We start from the raw sequence: 18523 nt of genomic DNA on the forward strand, positions 1-18523 counted from the left end.
TAATTATGCTTATTCAAAAGACAAAAAAATGGTCAGCCTCCAAACCATCAAAATGATGACTGAAAAACCAACCCATTTATCTAAAATTATTGCTTAGCTTAAACGCTTAATTCAACTGCAAAGATCCCTTAGCATTCATCAACAGCTCAACCACATCATCGCCACTGATGACCGTGAAGCGCTTATCAATGGCTGATTCTTCTACGCCACCATGTTTCATACACGCGCCGCAAACCAATACTTGACCGCCTTTTTCGATAAAGGCTTCTAGTAATTCGCCAGCAGGTTCAAAGGGATCACCAATATCGACATTATCTAAAGCGTTTGGTAATGCCAAATGCACCGCGTCCACCATCAATATGACTGATGCAGAGTGACCTTTTTTAAGCGCCACACCCGCCATAGTAAAAGCTAAGGTGATCTTGCTTGGGTTTGACTCACTATTATCAAACAGCGTACCGACATAATCCGTATTATTAACCATATTATTTTCCTTTATTAGACTGTTTCTAATTAGATAGTATTCAGTTGAGTATAAAACTCACTACTATCCTAACATTGATTATATTTATTTATATAATGTATTGTTAGCAAATAGTAGTTATAAGGTTAACTGATTGTGAATAGCTGTCTATGAAGAAATTGATCATAACAAGCGGATTTTGACGAAGCGCTGCGATGCAGATGGTTAAATAACCAGTCCTTATTTTGAGGTAAGCCTAGCAAAAACCTAAGATTGTGGCGGCCATGGACGGTCGGCATCACTGACAATCCATTCTGCCACATAGCCGCTCGGCGGTAGCTGCCAATCCGATTGGTCTAAAGCTGCCAGTACTCGTGCCGTCTCGATGACCTTACCGCCTTTGGTGACGCCTGTACGTAGTAGTGCCGACGAGCAAGGCTTGCCCTTTACCCACATCGATTGCTCAATATATATCCAGCGCTCATCGAAGCCGACGATTTTGGTCTTCATGGTGACTTTTTCAAAAGCACGAATACGTTTGCGATATTGGATGGTACTACCAGCGACGACCAAGCCCCAACGCTGCTTAAGCAGTTGAGTGCCAAGCCCGCTCCTTACTGCAAAGTCGGTACGCCCCATGTCATAAAGGGTCAGCACGCGACCATTATTCATCTCTAGGAAATTATCAATATCTGTCAGACGGCAGCGAAAGGTAATCTCACTGGTTTCTTTGAACGTTAAAGTATTGCCTTTTTTCACTTGCAGCGCGGCATGGGCGATGGTGCTGGCGTAACGGATAAATGGATACATAAAGCAGTCTCAAAATATTTAAAGATAAAAATGATGTTTTTTATTTTATAGTTTATCTAATTTTATTAGATGGCACGCCAATATGATTAAAGTAGGCACTCACAGTTTCAGGTATCCAGTTGATGTCAAACTTGGATTTTTTACTTGGATTTTTTACATTGCTATTGCTTGTACGATAACGCAAATAGCCGATATGACCACCGTGTGTCGTATCTAATATAGTGACACTGTCTGAGACATCATTGGGCGTGGCAGTAAAGCCAATAAAGGGATCGTCTTTGGCGCTAATAAGTAACAGCGGGCGTGTGACATTCCTTAAGTGAGGTAGGGCAGAGGATGAGTGGTAGTAATCATTATTAGAGCGGTAACCATGCCTAGGCGCAGTGAAGATATTATCAAAATCGCTAATGCGTTTTACCGCTTTGATAGAAGCAATCTCGTCTGCAGTAATTTCATTTGCCAAGGCTTTTTTGATAATCGGGTTGAGCAAATATGGGGTATAGATACGATGACTCAAAAAGCTATGCATCGTAATAGCAGCCGATGACATGTCAACTGGCGCAGATATTACCGCTGCGCCGTCGCATAGCGCCTCATCACCATATTCACCCATATATTTTGCAAGTGCATTGCCGCCAAGTGACACGCCAACCCCATAAATATGGGCGTAATTCTCACGTAAGCTCTCTAACATATGATGCACCTCGCCCGTGTCACCAGCGTTATAAAACACTTTGCCATTAGCGGGAATACCACCACAACTACGAAAGTGAGCGACGACAAAATGCCAGCCTTGCGCGTGCATTTGATACGCTAACGCACGCGCATAATGGCTGTCACTGCTGCCTTCCATTCCATGAAATAGCACGATTAATGGTGTTTGTTCAAGTTTGCCATTTTCTGAAACTTGGACAGGATGGGCGTCATAAAAGTCATAAGCGATATCAGTTTCGCAAAGTGAATCTTGTTTAATCACGCGTCGGTAATTCGGTGTTTTTGGCGCAAAAAACTTCGGTAAAATACTTTGCAAGTGCGGATTGGTGAGCCAAAACGGCGGTTTAAAAGGGGCAGGTGCGAATGGTTTTGTCGACTTTGAGGTTGGCATATTTCAGTCTTATTTTATGTTTGTTAAAAAATCGTCTTTGAAAATCAGTGCCTTATCATATCCAAGGTCGTCGTCAAAACCAACGGTTTTCAGTGAACGCATGATTACTCATTTAATTTTAAGACTTATCTAATACGCGTCCATCCATCGCAAGACGTTCTTTTAAATGCTCGATATTTGCCTCAGCGAGCGTCACAGTCAAGGTAACCTGCTTACTATAGGCGACATTTTCGATGATGCCGTTTAAGCTCTCAACGACATAGCGGCACTGGGCTTCGGTGGCGAATTCTGCCAGTATTTCTACCGTGATTATAGGAACATAAGGGCTTAGTATCATCTCATCCACTGCCGCTTGCGCTGAGCCTGCATAAGCACGGGTCAAACCGCCAGCACCGAGCTTGATACCACCAAAATAACGGACAACGATAATAATGACATTGCCGATAGATTTATGTTGCAAGACATTTAATATCGGTCGTCCTGCGGTGCCATTGGGCTCGCCATCATCATCAAACCCTGCACTGGTAGTGTTATTAGGATCGCCAATAATATAAGCCCAACAGTGATGACGGGCATCAGTATATTGCTCACGTAGTTGTTCCACATGAAACATTGCCTGCTCACGCGAGGTCACTGGATAAGCATAGGTAATAAAGGCAGATTTTTTGATTTCTAAGCGTGCAGTGACGGCACGTTTTAGCGTTTGATAGCTCATATTTCATCAGGCTTAGGTTGGATATGGTAAACTTGTCTAACTTTCACTGTTGTCCGTATTTGGCGCAGTGTAAATTTCATTTTTCATTATAGTACCACTTCTGACCATTGAAGATAGCCAACAACAGACGTGCACGTGCATGCATCGTTGGTCTTTGATTGAGAGTGAGTATCCCAAAACGGATGGTAGGCAAATCGTATGCGTCTAGATAAATTTCTGAGTAAAGCCACTGAGCTGTCGCGTAAAGAATCCAAAAAAATTCTGCACGCTGGTGAAGTCACAGTAAACGAGCAAGTCATTAAAGATCCCGGTGTACATGTCGATATTGTTAATGACGATGTACAGTGGGCAGGCGAGCCATTGTCGGTCGCCACTGGCAATCGCTATATCTTACTTCATAAACCAGAAGGCTTTGAATGTACCTTAAAGGCTAAAGAATACCCAATCGTCACTGACCTTATTGCGGTGCCAGAGCTTGGCAGTTTACGTATTGCTGGGCGTCTTGATGTTGATACGACTGGCGCATTACTCATCAGTGATGATGGCGGCTGGCTACATCGCGTAACTAGCCCAAAGCACGAGCACGCCAAAGTCTACGAGTTGACGTTAGCAGATGCTATGGATAGTAACGCTCAAGCCAATGCTATTAAAGAAGTGGCTGAAGGCATCCTTTTAGAAGGTGATCACGAAGAAACCAAGCCTGCGACCCTCGAGTTCATCGATGAAACTCATGCGCGTTTAACCTTAGAGCAAGGTAAATACCATCAAGTAAAACGTATGATGGGCTATTTCGGCAATAGAGTGGTTGAGCTACATCGTGCTAGTGTCGGTCATATTACTTTAGACGGGTTAGAAAAAGGCGACAGTCGCTTCTTAACACCAGAAGAAGTAGCAAAATTTTAGAGTTATAGCCTATTAGGTTATAAAATTATGTTTTAGAAAAATTACTTCAAAATCAGCAGCCACTCAATAGTGTGCTGCTTTTTGCATTCTGCTACTCAGCTATTTCTGTCAATTAGCATTAGTGGCTGCCTGTGTTGCCTATCTCTTAAAGCTCAGTAGCAGTTTTGCAAAATTAAGTCTTTAATACTTTGAAAAAACCCTCCTTGTGCTACAGTCAGCCTATCTTTTTTAATCTATATTTTTACATAATGTTATTTACTGCTCTTTTATTAAATAAGCATTAGTGAATAACGATCATTATTAAAAACCAGATAGGACGGTCTCTGTGAAACTCCCTGTATTAAAATCCGCAAGTTTGATTGGCGTTATGTTGTTAGCAACCACTGCTTGCGCGCAGCCGAACACTGCCGATATGACCAATAAAACAGTCAGCCAAAAGGTTAACCACAGTGCCCAAGTTGGTCAGAATACGAAAGCTATTGGTACAGTCAGTAAATCTGTTGATAGCCGTTTGCGCCAATTGCTGACTCAAGCAGGTATCAAAACGCAGATAACCTCGATTGTACCCTCTAAATTACCCAATATGTATCAAGTCAATTTGGCTGAGCAATTGCCACTACATATTACTGAAGATGGTAAATATGTCATTCAAGGCGAGCTGCAAAAGAATCCAAGCAAGCGGGTAGTGACCAAAACGCTAGCGCGTAGCACCAGCGCGCAAATAGGTAAGCCTGTCAGTGCCAGTATCAAATCTGACATATTGGCAAATATGGGCGCGCTTAAGAACATGAGTAACAAAACACCGTTCTTTTACACTGCAGTACCGGGTGTGATTTGGGGTGCGACTTTAGAGGGCGTACCGTTCTTGTTATCAGATGACGCCCAGTACATCACCGATGGTGAGATATCAGTCATCGAAAATGGTCAGTTTACTGGGCTTGATAACCGCTTTGAAAAGCTTAAAAATCAATCTGTCCTAACTACATTGGATACTAAGCAGCTAATTACCTATCCTGCCACCAGTGCTGAAAAAGCGGTAATTTACGTAGCAACGGATGTCAATTGCCCTTATTGCCGCAGATTACATAAGCAGATGCCGATGCTTAATGCCAAAGGCGTGACGATAAAAACCATTGGTTATCCGATTTATGAAGCATCGCCTGAGCAAATGCGCGGTATCTGGTGCCAAGGTAATGAGGAAAGTCGTCGTAAAGCGCTTGATCAGGCGATGCTACATGGCAAGATGACACCAGCGCCTGCACCTTGCAAAACTGATGATGTGGCAGGCAATCGTGAAAAAGCGGCAGGTTTAGCCGTCATGGCAACTCCTGCTATTTATCGTGAAGATGGTGTACTGTTTCAAGCGAGCTTTGAGAGTCCTGAGTTTTTAGAATTCTTGGGAGTAAAATAAGTTGTTGATATTTCTATAATAGTTATGATGGATATCATATTGAATAAGAAATAAAAACCCGCCCTATGAATATAGCTCATAGGGCGGGTTTTTATTCATATAACAGTTGATGGTAGTAAGTCTATTGCGGCAAGACGATATCGACGATTTTCCAGCTAATTAAACCCTCACGCTGCATCTCTATAGTCAAAGGATAGCCTTTTACCTGACCACTGATGGTAAAGCAATTGATGCCGCAGTAACTTAATTGGGGTTTGTCACTGTCAGTCCCTTGGGCTGCCTGCTGTTCAAGCTCATCAGCCTGCTTTTCCATGATTTTCTGCATCTGATTTTTGACCACAGCATTAACATCACCGCGATGAATAATCAGATTTTGAATGAGATTTTTTAAATCTACTTTATTGCTAGCGATTGCCCACGCTGCCGCCAGCTCTTTAGTGGCAGTGTTGGCTTGACCTTGGGTATTGATGACTTTTTCGATATTTTGCGGTGTGATGGCACCAGCGACTGCTTGCATAATAAAACCATTAGCTGCCTCTTTTAGTGGCTCGCCGCCAAGCTCAGCGACCAATGGGTATTTTGTCATGGTCACGGCAAATTGCTCAGTGAGCTGGTTTTGCATACTTGGGCGTACTTGCTCATAGTCGATAGCTGCCGCGATAGTCGCACCATCTTTGGCATCATAAGCCTTTTTAAGCTGATAAGCGCTGTAATAAGGCGAGCCTGCATAGATAGTAACGGCAATGACAATCAATAAAATAATCAGCTTTTTCATAAAATCGATACCTTGATACAAGCGTAATGGCGATGAGTGTAAATAGGACTTTAAAGAGTAATGTTCGAGTACAGTTGGCTTAAAATAAAAGAGCATCACCTTTAGTGGCATTCATGCTTTAAACGGACTCGACTACCGCTATCTATATGGCGATAAATACTAGCATGGCTGAGCATTATGTAGGTATAAAAACCTTTGTTCATTGCTTAATGAATTCTTTTTAATATTAACTAAAGAGTCTAATTAACACTTTGTACTTCTGCCAACTTGATAAATGGTGCTGTCATCTCCATAAATAGCGCAAACTTTTAATAATTGATTTGACTAAGCAGCACCCCACTGTATTCGCTAGTAAGATTTATACGATTGTCATCACTGTTCTCTGTCTTCCGCTATGTTTCATGTGAAACATTTTTTGCGATGATGAGCAGTATTGAACGATAAAGCAACCAAGCGGTGGACTGTGAAGACGATAGGAGAGCCCATGAGTAAGCGCGATTTTTATGAAATACTAGGTGTCAGTAAGACCGCTGATAACAAAGAGATCAAGCGAGCCTACCGCAAGCTTGCCATGAAATACCATCCAGACCGTAACTCTGAAGACCCAGATGCTGAAGAAAAATTTAAAGAAGCATCGATGGCTTATGAAGTATTAAGTAGCGAAGAAAAACGCTCAGCCTATGACCGTATGGGTCATGCTGCTTTTGAAAACGGCATGGGCGGTGGTGGTTTCGGCGGTGGCGGTGGTGGGAACTTCCAAGATATCTTTGGTGATATCTTTGGCAACTTTGGTGATATCTTTGGTCAGTCACGTGGCGGCGGCGGTGGGCGTTCGCGTCGCGGCTCAGACTTACGTTATGTGATTGAGCTAACTTTAGAAGAAGCGGTACGCGGCTGCAAAAAAGAAATCAGCTTTACAGCTCCTGCGCCTTGCGATACTTGTGATGGTAAAGGCGCAAAAAATGCCTCTGATATCGTGACTTGCCAAACTTGTCATGGTCAAGGTCAAGTTCGTATGCAACAAGGCTTCTTTGCCGTTCAACAGGCCTGCCCACATTGTGGCGGTACTGGTAAACAAATTAAAAACCCTTGTTCTGACTGTCATGGTAATGGCGTCAAAGACAAGTCACGCACGCTAGAAGTTTCTATTCCAGCAGGCGTTGATGATGGTGATCGCGTCCGTTTAGCAGGCGAAGGCGAAGCGGGCGGCGCTGGCGTACAAAACGGCGACTTATACGTCGAAGTACGTGTCAAACAGCACAACGTCTTTACTCGTCAAGGTGCCGATTTGTATATGGATGTGCCAGTTAGTATCACTGATGCAGCACTTGGTAAAGAAGTTGAAATCCCAACCTTAGATGGCAAAGTGAAAATCAAGGTTGCAGAAGGCACACAAAGTGGTAAATTATTACGTGTCCGTGGTAGAGGTGTGACACCAGTACGTACGACCATGAAAGGTGATTTGATCTGCCGTGTGGTCATCGAAACACCAGTGAATCTGACTCGTGAGCAAAAAGATTTGCTACGTCAATTCCAAGATACACTGGATGGTGATAGTAAGCATCAGCAGTCACCACATAAAAAATCTTTCTTTAAAAAGATTGGCGATTTGTTTGACTAACAGTATTCGCTATTTAAATGGATAAATGATAAAAGCTCGATAGTTTCACGTGAAACTATCGAGCTTTTTATTGGTGCTATAAAAAACCATTCATAAGCTGATATTTGCTAAACTTAGCCTAACAAATTTAGAAACCAGCGTATTAAAAATAAAGTACTTAGGATAATTATATGAGTCAGCCAGAGAATAAAAAAATGATTAATGTCGGTGTCATCGGTGCAGGTGGACGTATGGGACGTATGCTTATCGAAGCGATACAAGACAATCCACAAACGATATTAACTGCAGCGATTGAGCGTCAAGGTTCAAGTTTGGTTGGAGCCGATGCGGGTGAAGTTGCTGCGGTCGGTCGATTGGATGTAAAAATTGTCGATGATTTACAGTCAGTGATTAATAGGATTGATGTATTGATTGACTTTAGCTTGCCTGCTGCTACTGAACAAAACATGCAAGTCTGTGCTGAGCACAACGTCGCCATGGTTATCGGCACGACAGGATTTAATGAGCAGCAAGAGCAAGTATTGGCAAAAGCGAGTGAGCAAGTTGCTATCGTTTATGCGGGTAACTATTCAACAGGCGTTAATCTGTCATTAAAGCTATTAGGCATGGCTGCTAAAGCTTTTGGCACTGATGCTGATGTAGAAGTCATTGAAGCGCATCATAAGCATAAAATCGATGCGCCATCAGGTACGGCTTACATGATGGCAGAAGCTGTGGCAGAAGCACGTGGACAGAATCTAAAAGACGTCGCTGTCTATGGTCGTGAAGGACAAACTGGCGAGCGCGAAGCAGGTACGATTGGTATTCATGCGATACGTGGCGGTGAAATCATCGGCGATCATACTGTGATGTTTATTGCGGATGGCGAAGTTGTTGAAATTACCCATCGCGCGCGCGCAAGAATGACTTTTGCTGCTGGCGCTGTGCGTGCCGCTACGTGGATTGTTCAGCAATCGGCTGGACAATATAATATGCAGGATGTCTTAGGTTTGAATGACTAGACTTTAACGAGTAAGGTTTGAATTATTAAGGTTTTTTCTTATGGTTTGGTAGCTACTGAGTATGGCTTTTGATAGCGTTTAACTATTGCTAGAGGTCAATTATGAATAAGTTTAGTGAAAATCTGATAGCGAGTTTTGGTCGAAAGCTGGCTATTATAAAAACTGCCAAAACTATAAGTTATGGACGCCAGATAGCATTTATCCTAAGTTTAACTGTAGTGCCAATAGTTGTACAAGCAGCTGCTTATCAAAGCTATGTCATTCATACGTATGGCGGTGATGCATTGCTACCTTCCGTTCGTCAGCAGTTAAATGCTAGTCGCGACGGCGGCACGGTATCGACTTATCAAGATAAGCTAGTGCTTCGTACCACTGCCAGCAACTATCAGGCAGTACAAAAGCTATTGGCACAGATTGACCGTCAGCCACAGGCATTGACGGTCGCTGTGCGTGTCGGCAATAATAGCAGTGCTCAGGGTAATATTCAGCAAGGGCAGGTCACTATTAGTAATAGCGGTATCCAAGGCGTAGGGATTATCAACCAGAGTAATAGCCAACAACAAACAAATAATTTATACCAAATCCAAACCTTATCGGGTAGCGCGGCAAGTATCAGCACGGGTACACTCTATGCACTAAATCAAACCTATACTGCCAATAGTTATCCAACCTATCCAGCTTACAACCGTCCAGCAGGAAGGATTATTATCCAGCAGCAGCTCTTATTGCCAACGAGCCAAGGTATTGCGGTATTGCCAAGGCTACTTGCTAATGGACAAGTCGAAGTACAATTGACCCAAGTTGAAGAAAAGCTCGTGCGCGCCAATCTTTCTTATAATCGCCATGGTTATAATAGTAGCGTGCAAGGGCAAAGATTGCATAGCACCATTATTGTGCCACGTGGACAATGGGTGACTATCGGGAAAATCTCTCAAAACAGCCAAAATCAGACCGCAGGTTATGGTGGCAACCAAAATAACAGCCGTAGCAATGATGTGCCAATATCGATACTAGTACAGTAGCTAATGATAAATACTATAGCAAAATAAACATAAAAAAGCGCGGCACTGTTATTCACAATGCCGCGCTTTTTATAGTAACGATTATTTGTCAAAAATTAGTCAACATAGACCACTTCTAATGGTGGAAAACCATTGAACTCAATAGATGAGTACGAGTTGGTATAAGCACCCGTAGTTAACCAAAATATCTTGTCACCAATCTCCAGCTCTTCTGGTAGCTGATAACCTGCTTCTTCATACATAATATCAGTTGAGTCACAAGTAGGACCTGCTAATACCACCGTACCCGCGCTGGTTGAGGTTTCCATTTTAGGTGTATAAACGGGGTACTTGATAGCTTCACCTAAGGTTTCAATTAAACCTTGAAATAAACCCACATCGGTATAGACCCAACGTGTCAGATCAGTATGCGATTTACGAGAAATCAATACCACGTCACTAACCAGTACGCCTGAACCGCCAACCAATGAGCGACCGGGCTCTAAAATAATCTCTGGCATATCTTCAGCACTATAGTCATCGCTTAAGTAGCTTTGAATCTCTTCAGCATAGACTTTGATAGGATTGACTTCGCTCAGATAGTTTGCCGGAAAGCCACCACCCAAATTAATCATTTGAAGCTTAATGCCTTCTTCGTTCTTCATCCAATCAAACATATATTTAACTTTGGCTAAAGCATCATCCCAAGCGGCAACGTCTTTTTGCTGACTGCCCACATGGAATGAGATGCCATAAGGTACCAAGCCCAATTCTTGCGCTTGAATCAATAGTTCAATCGCCATATTGGGGTGACAACCAAATTTGCGTGACAATGGCCATTCAGCGGTATCTGACCCTTGTACTAAGATACGTACAAATATTTTTGAGCCAGGTGCATATTTTGCGATGTTTTTTAAATCTGCTTCTGAGTCGGTCGCATACAAATCAACCCCTTTTTCAAAGGCGTATTTGACATGTTCAGGCTTTTTGATGGTATTACCATAAGAGATACGTGAGGGCTCAACGCCGCAGTCAAGCACGCGATCAAGCTCATAAATCGATGCACAGTCAAAGTTTGAACCAAGCTCAGCAAGCAGATTGATGACTTCAACAGCAGGGCTTGCTTTCATCGCATAATGGATTTTAGCATGAGGAAAAAAACCAACCATTTCATGATATTTTATTTTAATGCGATTAAGATCAACCACCAAAAATGGCGTTTCACGACCTTCAGCCGCTTTAGTAAATTTCTGCCAGCCGGCAGGGTCAAAATATTGGTCGATTTTAATCATAGTAAGACCTTTAATAAAAACAGTATTTAATGAGAACAAGGAATGAAGCTAACAAGGAGTGATGCTAACCAGAACTAATAATAAAACCCAAATTCTTTACGCTAAAATCTAAGCGTTCAATCGTCGCCTTATCGCTGCGCTATGTGCAGTATCTAAAACAGACAGCGTTTAAAACGTAGCATAAGCCATAACAAAACCACTTGACGATAAACGTATGTAACAATCAGCTTATCAAAGAAATAGATTAATAGTTTGCTGGCTGTGGCTCTTTTTCCGCCACTTGCTCACCTTGTTTTTCACGTATTTTAAGGACTTTACGCACCTTATCACGCGCACGTGTCTGTTTCAAACGCGACAAATAATCGACGAAAATCACCCCATTCAGATGATCCATTTCGTGTTGGATGCAAACGGCAAGTAAGCCTTCTACTTCTTCATCAATCTTATCACCATTCTCATCTAGTGCTTCGATACGCACTTTGTTTGGACGCTCAACCTTGTCATAGACGTCTGGCACGGACAGACAACCTTCTTCATACGGCTGCTTTTCTTCAACCAATGGCGTCACTGTTGGATTGATAAACACTCTTGGGCTGTCTTTATCTTCTGATAAATCTATCACGATAAGCTGGATATGGTGATCCACTTGGCTTGCAGCCAGACCGATACCTTGCGCATCGTACATGGTCTCAATCATATCGGTGATTAAGGTTTTGATTTCAGCAGTGACTTCCTTGACAGGCGTTGCAATCGTACGCAGACGCGGGTCGGGATAGCTTAAAATAGGGAGTAACGCCATAAGGCTCACCTCAATGATAAAGATAAAAAATAGGTTTGATATTATAAGATAAATGGGGACAAAAGTAATGCTTATCAATAGCTAAAGGACGATATCCTGACTGATAAATATAAGAAAAATATAGTAATAATGTATTGATAGAGGAATTTGAAACAATAAAAAAGGCCTTGATTGCACAAGACCTTTATTTTATGTATTCGTTATTGAAATATATTAGCTATTCAGCTGTGTCCAATTATACGCGACGTTTACTCATAATCATCTCATAGATGAACAGTAATATAATCGCACCAATTACTGAGAAGATTAGACCAGTGAACCCGCCATCAGCATTGATACCAATTAGGCCAGCAACAAAACCACCAAGCATCGCACCAACGATACCCAATACAATGGTCATAATCCAACCCATAGGATCGCTACCTGGCTTAATCGCACGTGCCAATAAACCTGCAACCAGACCAACAATAATCATCCAAATAAAGCTCATATCAATTCTCCTAAAGTGTCTATCATTTATAATGGTTTACTTATTTTGTTGAATCTATTGTAAACATTATCGAGATCGAGAAATAAGCAAAAAATGTTACCTATGTATGGGCTCTGTGAGGAAAAAGCGATATTTGCTATTTAGCAGGGGAAATAGGTAAACGGGGTGTTACAAAGGTAGTAAAGTCGCTAATGAAATGACTGTATGTCTCTATTAAAGTAGAAATAGTTTTTATAAGTATAAAAAGAAATAAAAAGGCGTAGTTCATTATTAATGAGCTACGCCTGTTATTCTACAGGGTTATAGAGCCAGACTAACCATTAGCTAAAGCGGTTAATAAACGCTGATGAATACCTTCAAAGCCGCCATTAGACATAATCACAATCGCATCACCAGCCTTGGCATATGTGCAAATATGAGTAATGATATCTTCTACGCTAGAGAGTACCTGTTGGCTGCCAATATCTGGATTTGCGATAGTGGCATTATTAATGACTTCTTTTAGACCCCACTCAAGTCCGGTAGGATCATACCATAAGGTATGATCGGCGAGAGCAGCGGACTCAGCCAAGCTGTCTTGATGGATACCCATTTTCATGGTATTGCTACGTGGCTCAATAATTGCCCAAAGTCGTCTATCAGCTAGCTTTTTCTTAGCACCATCCAAAGTGGTCGTAATTGCCGTTGGGTGATGAGCAAAATCATCAAAGACCAAGATGTCATTGACATCGCCAATCAGCTCCATTCGGCGCTTGATACCAGCAAATGCTGATAACGCCGCGCAGGCAGTTTTAACACTGACGCCGATGTTATAAGCCGCTGCGACAGCAACCAAGGCGTTATTCACATTGTGAATGCCACTCATCGACCAATCGACGACTCCCGTGGCTTCTTTATCAGTAATATCAGCCACAAAACTAACCGCAAATTGACCACCATCTGCGCTGATAAGTTCAGCTTGCCAATCATTACTATCTTTCACATGCTTATCTTTTGCGTAGGTATTATCTGTTGCATAGGTATTATGTGCCGCTGCGTCCAATACTGCTGTCCGCCAAACGGGTGTCCAAACACCTTTCGCTAACGTTTCCTCTAAGCTGGCAGTCGCTGTGGGCATAATGATTTTGCCAGTGCTTGGAATCATACGTACCATATGATGAAATTGGGTCTGAATAGCATCAAGATCCGCAAAAATATCCGCATGATCAAATTCAAGGTTATTTAAAATAGCCGTACGCGGACGGTAATGTACGAACTTTGAACGCTTATCAAAAAATGCAGAATCGTATTCATCTGCTTCGATAACGAAATAGCCAGTATTTGCCGAATCGTCATTATCAATTTTGTCAGCACCCAAATAACTGCTGTGAGCGAAGACGTGCTGTAAATGCTCATCAGTGGTATCAACAAGTGGCACACCGCCGATTAAAAACCCAGTGTCGATACCCGCATAGTGCAATATCCAAGCGAGCATAGTCGTCGTGGTGGTTTTACCGTGAGTACCGGCAACGGCTATCACATGACGCGATTGCAATACCTGCTCAGATAAAAACTGTGGTCCTGAGGTATAGCGTAGACCTGTGTCCAGCATATATTCGATGACATCCATGCCACGCTTCATGGCATTACCAACGACAACCAAATCTGGTGCTGGTTGCAAATGCTCTACCAGATAGCCTTGCTCAATGGTCACGCCCGCGTTTTCCAGTTGGGTGGACATCGGCGGATAAACGTTGGCATCTGAGCCTGTGACCGTATGTCCAAGCTCGCGCGCTAGCAATGCCAGTGAGCCCATAAAAGTACCACAAATACCAAGAATATGAATATGCATAGACGTTCCGTACGAGCTTGAATAAGAGGAATGAAAATCTAACGTAAGGTAATAAAAGAGATTGCTGTATTTTGGCTGAGCTAATATTTATTTTAGCAAATTACTATTTAAGCCAGTACTCTTTTATGTTGAGCCAACGACCGTAGCACAGCAGGCAAGCGCTCATTGTAAAGTAATCATGGTTCGTTGACCAATAAAAAACGCCTAGTAAATAGGCGTTATCAAAATTATAAAGTAGTCGGATTTAGTGTTATCTTAAAGATGCTATATGGCGTTGCCATTCACGCATTTATTGACGTGCTAAAGCATAGTTTTCATCAGGATTTTTATACTCATCCATCATGATCAAGTGATTGTCTTGAATTTGATAGGTTTCGATATTTTTTTTCTCATAAACGATAGTAATTACATCATTGTCTTGACGATAGACACCGGATTCTATCAAAGGCGGTTGCGGCGTTTTGGCCTGATTAAAAACACTGGTTTTCAATACTGAACCGTCAGCGAATAAGTTTAGCGTGAGGTCGATACTGCCACAAGATGGGCAGGGGACAACGCCACCATAATCGCCCATCAAGGTCGCTTGCAACATACTGTCGCTATTTGCTGCTGAAATCATCGGTGAACGTGCTGAGTTATCATTCGAGTTTGCTGCTGCAATAAGTGCCTGTCCTTCTTGATCACTGTCTTCATTAGCTAATGCTTTAGCACTATTGTCTTCTAAGGCAGGTTCATCATTATTCAAAACGTTACTTTGGTCGCTGTTAATCGGCGCACCTTGGGTATTTTTATTTGTAGAAGAAGAGGCACTGTCACAACTCACCAGGGCGATACAGACCGGTACGGCTAATAATAGGCGTAGACAGCGGTTGTTAAGCGAGGAAGCAGAAAATACAGGCGAAAAATTTATCATAGTATTACCACAGAGCAGATTTTTAAACAATATTGCTAATTACAACTGATGTCATTTTGACTCTAAAATCAGCGTAAAAACCACCTAGAACGAAAACGACTAGAGTAACGACAATAAGCCCGCGTTGCGAGCTTGATTTCGTTAAATTATGTGATAAAAATGGAGAAACTCTGAATAGCGCGCCGTGCGTTATTTATCGAGCGAGAGGCTTAGGAGTAGCAGGACGTACGATACGCCACAAGATAAGCAAATGGGTCAGTATGAGAATACTAAATAAAATCAAGGATTGTTCAGGGATGCTTAAGCCCAGAAACGTCCAGTCAATAGAGGCGCATTCACCAGAGCCCGCAAATACTTCTTTTAATACCTGCTGCATAGGCAAGGTATCAAGCCAATAATCCAAACCCGGACCACATGACGGGACTTGATCTGCTGGTAAATGCTGTAGCCAGACATGACGTCCTGCGACTATCGCCGCCCAGCCGATACCCGCTAAACTACCAAGCCAAAGTAGTAGTCTGATAACCATCGATTTTGGATGAAACAAAGCGGCGATTAAAGCAAACCCGCCCATGATCATCAGACCAATCCGCTGAAAAATACAAAGCGGACAAGGTGAGAACCCCATATAACGCTGTAAGAAAAATAGTGCAAAGCTCATGCCTATCGCGGTCATTATGACTAAAAACACTTGCAGATTGCGGTAAGTGGTTAGCTGTAGCATGGGGCAGATACTCTTATAAAGTGCTTGTTAATAAAGGACAGAAAGATATGAAAGATTAACGATATTGCTGCAAGAAATCCATGAAATCTTCTGTTTCAGCTGCTTCTATCTCCGCTTGTTGTAAGATGGATTTTTCGGCGAGCACTTCATATTTTGCTTGGGTATTTGGACTGAGGGTCTGCTGCAATAACGAGTCGCGGTGCTGTTGCGCTAAGGTAAAGCCCAACTGCCATAGACTGCCCAAACGCTTGCTATCAGAGTTCACTTGCGCTGAAATAGTTGACTCAGAGTGACCAGCTTTGCCTTGCATCAAGGCAACTGCTGCACGATAATCATTGCCGCCATAGTGGGCATCTAGTAGTGCCGCTAACGGCTGCATACGATTTAGATGCATCAGCATCCAGCTCTCTAATGATTGCTCGGCACCATTATTAAGGATTTGTAAATTGTCACGGCGACCTTCATTAACGACGCGCTCAAGATTGATAGCGAGCGCATCTTCTTCCTCAGGCATTAATTCAGGGGAATCACTAAGCAAGCAATAAAGCGCCATCACTTCTAAAAAGCAGGCACTAGATAAGCGGATACCGATATCGCTATAAGGGTCCAAATCAATCGCACGAAACTCAACATAAGCGATACCACGACGCTCAAGTGCTTCAGTTGGGCTTTCGCCACTCATGGCTATTTGTTTAGGACGAATAGGGCTGTAGTATTCATTTTCTATTTGTAGAATATGATTGTTGATTTGAATAGGATTGCCATTCTCATCATCTAAGCCGAGTTTCTCAAAGCTTTCGTGTGGGGTTTGAATCGCACGGCGCAGACCTTTGACATATTCAGGCAAGTTGTTATAGCGGATATCAAGGTGCTCTTGCACACTATTGGTGTAACCAAGTTTACCCATACGCAGGCTGGTAGCAGTTGGTTTATAATAGGTTGAATTGTTGAACATCTCAAGGTCGTGCTCAATCCCTGAAACAAAACAAGGGCAAACACTCGGACTTGCGCCCAATAAATACAGCACCAAACTGGTCAGGCGCTTAAAGTTACGAATCAGACCCAGATATTTATCGTTTTTAAACTCTGTTAATGTCAGAGATTGTGCAGTAGGCGTTTGTGTTTGCCATGCAGTGAATAAATCGTCACCAAATGATAAATTATAATGTAAACCTGCAATGGTCTGCATCCGGCGACCATAACGAACACCAAGTCCACTACGGTACAAAGTTTTCAATTTACCCGTGTTAGAGCTACCATAGTCCGCGAGTGGAATATCTTCATCATCTGATGACAGCATACAAGGCATAGACAGCGGCCACATCAGCTCATCTTCAGGCATACCTTTATAGACCAACAGATGCAGCTGACGCAGCATGTTTAGTGTCTCTTTTGGTGATGACTTGGGGTCGGTAATCAGCTCAAGTAAGCTTTCAGAGTAATCCGTCGTAATAAAAGGATGAGTCAGCTTGGAGCCGAGTTTGGCAGGATGCGGCGTTTGGGCCAAATAACCATCAGGCGTCACGCGCAATCCTTCTTTTTCGATACCACGTAACATGCCTGCTAAATGCTCGCTGGCAAACCAGTTTGGAATATCAAAATCGACAAAGCTACTCGCAAAATTACTCATAAGGATCATCTGTTGTTATTGGTTATTATTGATTAAAAAACCATCAATGGCTAATCGGAAAATAGAGAATAGTGACTTCAGTTTAGCCCAAAGACAGGCTAAAAACCACGCACGATTACAAATACGGTCAGTTTTACTGAAGGTGAATTCCACATTGTTTGGCAGAAAATCTAGCCATAAAATAGCAGTAAAGCCCTAAGAAAGTTGTGACTTTAATTGATCGTTTGTGCTTATTTTCTTGAAAGCTTTTATGGAGGGCAACTCTATTTTTATCAATAGCCCATGCACCCAAATTTTTACAGGAAAAATATCTGAAATAAAAAGCACCTACCAATCGGATAAGTGCCATAGCAAAACAATTCTTTATATAGTCATTGGATATTAAAATATACCAAAGCGAGTATTTAGATCGAGAATGACGAGCCGCAGCCACAAGTGGTCGTCGCATTAGGGTTGGTCACGATAAAGCGTGCGCCTTCCAAGCCTTCGGTATAATCAACGGTAGAGCCTTGCAGGTATTGATAGCTTAATGAGTCAACGACCAAGGTCACATCGTTATTATCGAAGTTGGCATCATCTTCATTGAGCTCATTGGCGAAGTTAAAGCCATAAGAAAAGCCTGAGCAGCCGCCGCCCGTCACATACACGCGTAGCATCAAGTTGTTATCGCCTTCTTCTTCACGCAGGCGACGGACTTTTTGCGCTGCACTGTCAGTCAGATTCAAAACCGTTGGATCGACAGGTTGGCTTGAGCTTGGATTAAATTGGTTGGCTGGTTGGTTCATATCTACCTCAATTGCTAAAATCAGATGTTATTATTTTTACCTATGCGAGGTCGTCTATTGATACAGGCTAAGATGACTTGCCAGTAGCTTTTCATAGCTGCTATTCATGACCTACCGGCAACTGCACTATTCTTTATGCAAGGTATCGCTATTGTTGGACCACCACTGCGATATAGACAGCATAGTAACTAGGCTTTAATTGAGAATATCAGTACTTAACTGCCTGATGTCAATAGTGTTTTGCTAGTATAACA

18 protein-coding genes are annotated in these 18523 nt (G+C 42.5%); 5 read left to right on the top strand and 13 right to left on the bottom strand.

Annotated elements, in window-relative coordinates; all coding sequences use genetic code 11:
- Nucleotides 1-106 precede the first annotated feature (106 nt).
- The 4 genes from JMX89_RS00135 to JMX89_RS00150 form a co-directional block, all read right to left on the bottom strand.
- The gene (locus tag JMX89_RS00135) at nt 107-484 is read right to left on the bottom strand and encodes a DsrE family protein (protein WP_011512403.1); all 378 of its coding nucleotides are present in this window, start codon (nt 482-484) and stop codon (nt 107-109) included.
- Between the two features lie 246 nt (nt 485-730).
- On the bottom strand, nt 731-1273 hold the full coding sequence (locus tag JMX89_RS00140) for an acyl-CoA thioesterase (protein WP_020442427.1): 543 nt from the start codon (nt 1271-1273) through the stop codon (nt 731-733).
- A 52-nt stretch (nt 1274-1325) separates the two neighbouring features.
- Nucleotides 1326-2378, bottom strand: a complete 1053-nt coding sequence (locus JMX89_RS00145) for a YheT family hydrolase (protein ID WP_201550421.1) — start codon at nt 2376-2378, stop codon at nt 1326-1328.
- A gap of 118 nt (nt 2379-2496) precedes the next feature.
- Entirely contained in the window at nt 2497-3093 is a 597-nt protein-coding gene (locus JMX89_RS00150) for a YigZ family protein (RefSeq protein WP_201550423.1), read from the bottom strand.
- 198 nt (nt 3094-3291) lie between these two features.
- On the opposite strand from JMX89_RS00150, the gene JMX89_RS00155 reads away from it, so the two are divergent.
- Both JMX89_RS00155 and JMX89_RS00160 read left to right on the top strand, forming a co-directional pair.
- Nucleotides 3292-3996: a pseudouridine synthase gene (locus JMX89_RS00155; protein ID WP_201530608.1), complete on the top strand. Its 705-nt coding sequence runs from the start codon at nt 3292-3294 to the stop codon at nt 3994-3996.
- 325 nt (nt 3997-4321) lie between these two features.
- Nucleotides 4322-5407 carry a disulfide isomerase DsbC N-terminal domain-containing protein gene (locus JMX89_RS00160; protein ID WP_201530607.1) on the top strand — a complete coding sequence of 362 codons (1086 nt, stop codon included), beginning with the start codon at nt 4322-4324 and terminating at the stop codon, nt 5405-5407.
- Nucleotides 5408-5528: 121 nt separating this feature from the next.
- Here the strand turns inward: JMX89_RS00160 and JMX89_RS00165 are convergent, their stop codons facing one another.
- On the bottom strand, nt 5529-6182 hold the full coding sequence (locus JMX89_RS00165; RefSeq protein ID WP_227672968.1) for a DUF2939 domain-containing protein: 654 nt from the start codon (nt 6180-6182) through the stop codon (nt 5529-5531).
- A gap of 484 nt (nt 6183-6666) precedes the next feature.
- Here JMX89_RS00165 and dnaJ point away from each other — a divergent pair, with 484 nt between their 5' ends.
- The 3 genes from dnaJ to JMX89_RS00180 all read left to right on the top strand — a co-directional run bounded on the left by dnaJ (nt 6667) and on the right by JMX89_RS00180 (nt 9826).
- Nucleotides 6667-7803: a molecular chaperone DnaJ gene (gene dnaJ / locus JMX89_RS00170; protein WP_011512410.1), complete on the top strand. Its 1137-nt coding sequence runs from the start codon at nt 6667-6669 to the stop codon at nt 7801-7803.
- Nucleotides 7804-7973: 170 nt separating this feature from the next.
- Nucleotides 7974-8804 (top strand): 4-hydroxy-tetrahydrodipicolinate reductase, encoded by an 831-nt coding sequence (gene dapB / locus JMX89_RS00175; protein WP_201550427.1) that lies wholly within the window; start codon nt 7974-7976, stop codon nt 8802-8804.
- Nucleotides 8805-8905: 101 nt separating this feature from the next.
- Complete coding sequence (locus JMX89_RS00180; protein WP_201550429.1) at nt 8906-9826, top strand: hypothetical protein; 921 nt, start codon at nt 8906-8908, stop codon at nt 9824-9826.
- 95 nt (nt 9827-9921) lie between these two features.
- On the opposite strand, the gene JMX89_RS00185 is transcribed toward JMX89_RS00180, so the two are convergent.
- The 8 genes from JMX89_RS00185 to erpA all read right to left on the bottom strand — a co-directional run bounded on the left by JMX89_RS00185 (nt 9922) and on the right by erpA (nt 18269).
- Nucleotides 9922-11097 (bottom strand): type III PLP-dependent enzyme, encoded by a 1176-nt coding sequence (locus JMX89_RS00185; RefSeq protein WP_201530604.1) that lies wholly within the window; start codon nt 11095-11097, stop codon nt 9922-9924.
- Nucleotides 11098-11341: 244 nt separating this feature from the next.
- A complete protein-coding gene (def, locus tag JMX89_RS00190; protein ID WP_181209325.1) occupies nt 11342-11896 on the bottom strand; it encodes a peptide deformylase in 555 nt (184 codons plus the stop codon).
- A gap of 235 nt (nt 11897-12131) precedes the next feature.
- Nucleotides 12132-12386 carry a GlsB/YeaQ/YmgE family stress response membrane protein gene (locus JMX89_RS00195; protein ID WP_011512415.1) on the bottom strand — a complete coding sequence of 85 codons (255 nt, stop codon included), beginning with the start codon at nt 12384-12386 and terminating at the stop codon, nt 12132-12134.
- 313 nt (nt 12387-12699) lie between these two features.
- Complete coding sequence (locus JMX89_RS00200) at nt 12700-14217, bottom strand: Mur ligase domain-containing protein (RefSeq protein WP_201550430.1); 1518 nt, start codon at nt 14215-14217, stop codon at nt 12700-12702.
- 289 nt (nt 14218-14506) lie between these two features.
- The gene (locus JMX89_RS00205; protein WP_201550432.1) at nt 14507-15130 is read right to left on the bottom strand and encodes a copper resistance protein NlpE N-terminal domain-containing protein; all 624 of its coding nucleotides are present in this window, start codon (nt 15128-15130) and stop codon (nt 14507-14509) included.
- Nucleotides 15131-15323: 193 nt separating this feature from the next.
- Nucleotides 15324-15854 (bottom strand): disulfide bond formation protein B, encoded by a 531-nt coding sequence (locus tag JMX89_RS00210; RefSeq protein ID WP_011512418.1) that lies wholly within the window; start codon nt 15852-15854, stop codon nt 15324-15326.
- Nucleotides 15855-15909: 55 nt separating this feature from the next.
- On the bottom strand, nt 15910-17493 hold the full coding sequence (gene gshA / locus JMX89_RS00215; RefSeq protein WP_413786897.1) for a glutamate--cysteine ligase: 1584 nt from the start codon (nt 17491-17493) through the stop codon (nt 15910-15912).
- Nucleotides 17494-17888: 395 nt separating this feature from the next.
- Entirely contained in the window at nt 17889-18269 is a 381-nt protein-coding gene (gene erpA, locus JMX89_RS00220) for an iron-sulfur cluster insertion protein ErpA (RefSeq protein ID WP_020442442.1), read from the bottom strand.
- Nucleotides 18270-18523: the final 254 nt, after the last annotated feature.

The sequence above is a fragment of the Psychrobacter sp. DD43 genome (assembly GCF_904846555.1).
Classification (GTDB): domain Bacteria; phylum Pseudomonadota; class Gammaproteobacteria; order Pseudomonadales; family Moraxellaceae; genus Psychrobacter; species Psychrobacter cryohalolentis.

Bases quoted from the DNA above. Each gene is read 5' to 3' on its own strand.
- JMX89_RS00150 (WP_201550423.1), bottom strand. From the start codon at position 3,093: ATGAGCTATCAAACGCTAAAACGTGCCGTCACTGCACGCTTAGAAATC.
- def (WP_181209325.1), bottom strand. From the start codon at position 11,896: ATGGCGTTACTCCCTATTTTAAGCTATCCCGACCCGCGTCTGCGTACG.
- JMX89_RS00205 (WP_201550432.1), bottom strand. From the start codon at position 15,130: ATGATAAATTTTTCGCCTGTATTTTCTGCTTCCTCGCTTAACAACCGC.
- JMX89_RS00210 (WP_011512418.1), bottom strand. From the start codon at position 15,854: ATGCTACAGCTAACCACTTACCGCAATCTGCAAGTGTTTTTAGTCATA.
- JMX89_RS00180 (WP_201550429.1), top strand. From the start codon at position 8,906: ATGAATAAGTTTAGTGAAAATCTGATAGCGAGTTTTGGTCGAAAGCTG.
- JMX89_RS00165 (WP_227672968.1), bottom strand. From the start codon at position 6,182: ATGAAAAAGCTGATTATTTTATTGATTGTCATTGCCGTTACTATCTAT.
- gshA (WP_413786897.1), bottom strand. From the start codon at position 17,493: ATGATCCTTATGAGTAATTTTGCGAGTAGCTTTGTCGATTTTGATATT.
- JMX89_RS00200 (WP_201550430.1), bottom strand. From the start codon at position 14,217: ATGCATATTCATATTCTTGGTATTTGTGGTACTTTTATGGGCTCACTG.
- JMX89_RS00195 (WP_011512415.1), bottom strand. From the start codon at position 12,386: ATGAGCTTTATTTGGATGATTATTGTTGGTCTGGTTGCAGGTTTATTG.
- JMX89_RS00135 (WP_011512403.1), bottom strand. From the start codon at position 484: ATGGTTAATAATACGGATTATGTCGGTACGCTGTTTGATAATAGTGAG.
- erpA (WP_020442442.1), bottom strand. From the start codon at position 18,269: ATGAACCAACCAGCCAACCAATTTAATCCAAGCTCAAGCCAACCTGTC.
- dapB (WP_201550427.1), top strand. From the start codon at position 7,974: ATGAGTCAGCCAGAGAATAAAAAAATGATTAATGTCGGTGTCATCGGT.
- JMX89_RS00185 (WP_201530604.1), bottom strand. From the start codon at position 11,097: ATGATTAAAATCGACCAATATTTTGACCCTGCCGGCTGGCAGAAATTT.
- JMX89_RS00140 (WP_020442427.1), bottom strand. From the start codon at position 1,273: ATGTATCCATTTATCCGTTACGCCAGCACCATCGCCCATGCCGCGCTG.
- JMX89_RS00155 (WP_201530608.1), top strand. From the start codon at position 3,292: ATGCGTCTAGATAAATTTCTGAGTAAAGCCACTGAGCTGTCGCGTAAA.
- JMX89_RS00145 (WP_201550421.1), bottom strand. From the start codon at position 2,378: ATGCCAACCTCAAAGTCGACAAAACCATTCGCACCTGCCCCTTTTAAA.
- dnaJ (WP_011512410.1), top strand. From the start codon at position 6,667: ATGAGTAAGCGCGATTTTTATGAAATACTAGGTGTCAGTAAGACCGCT.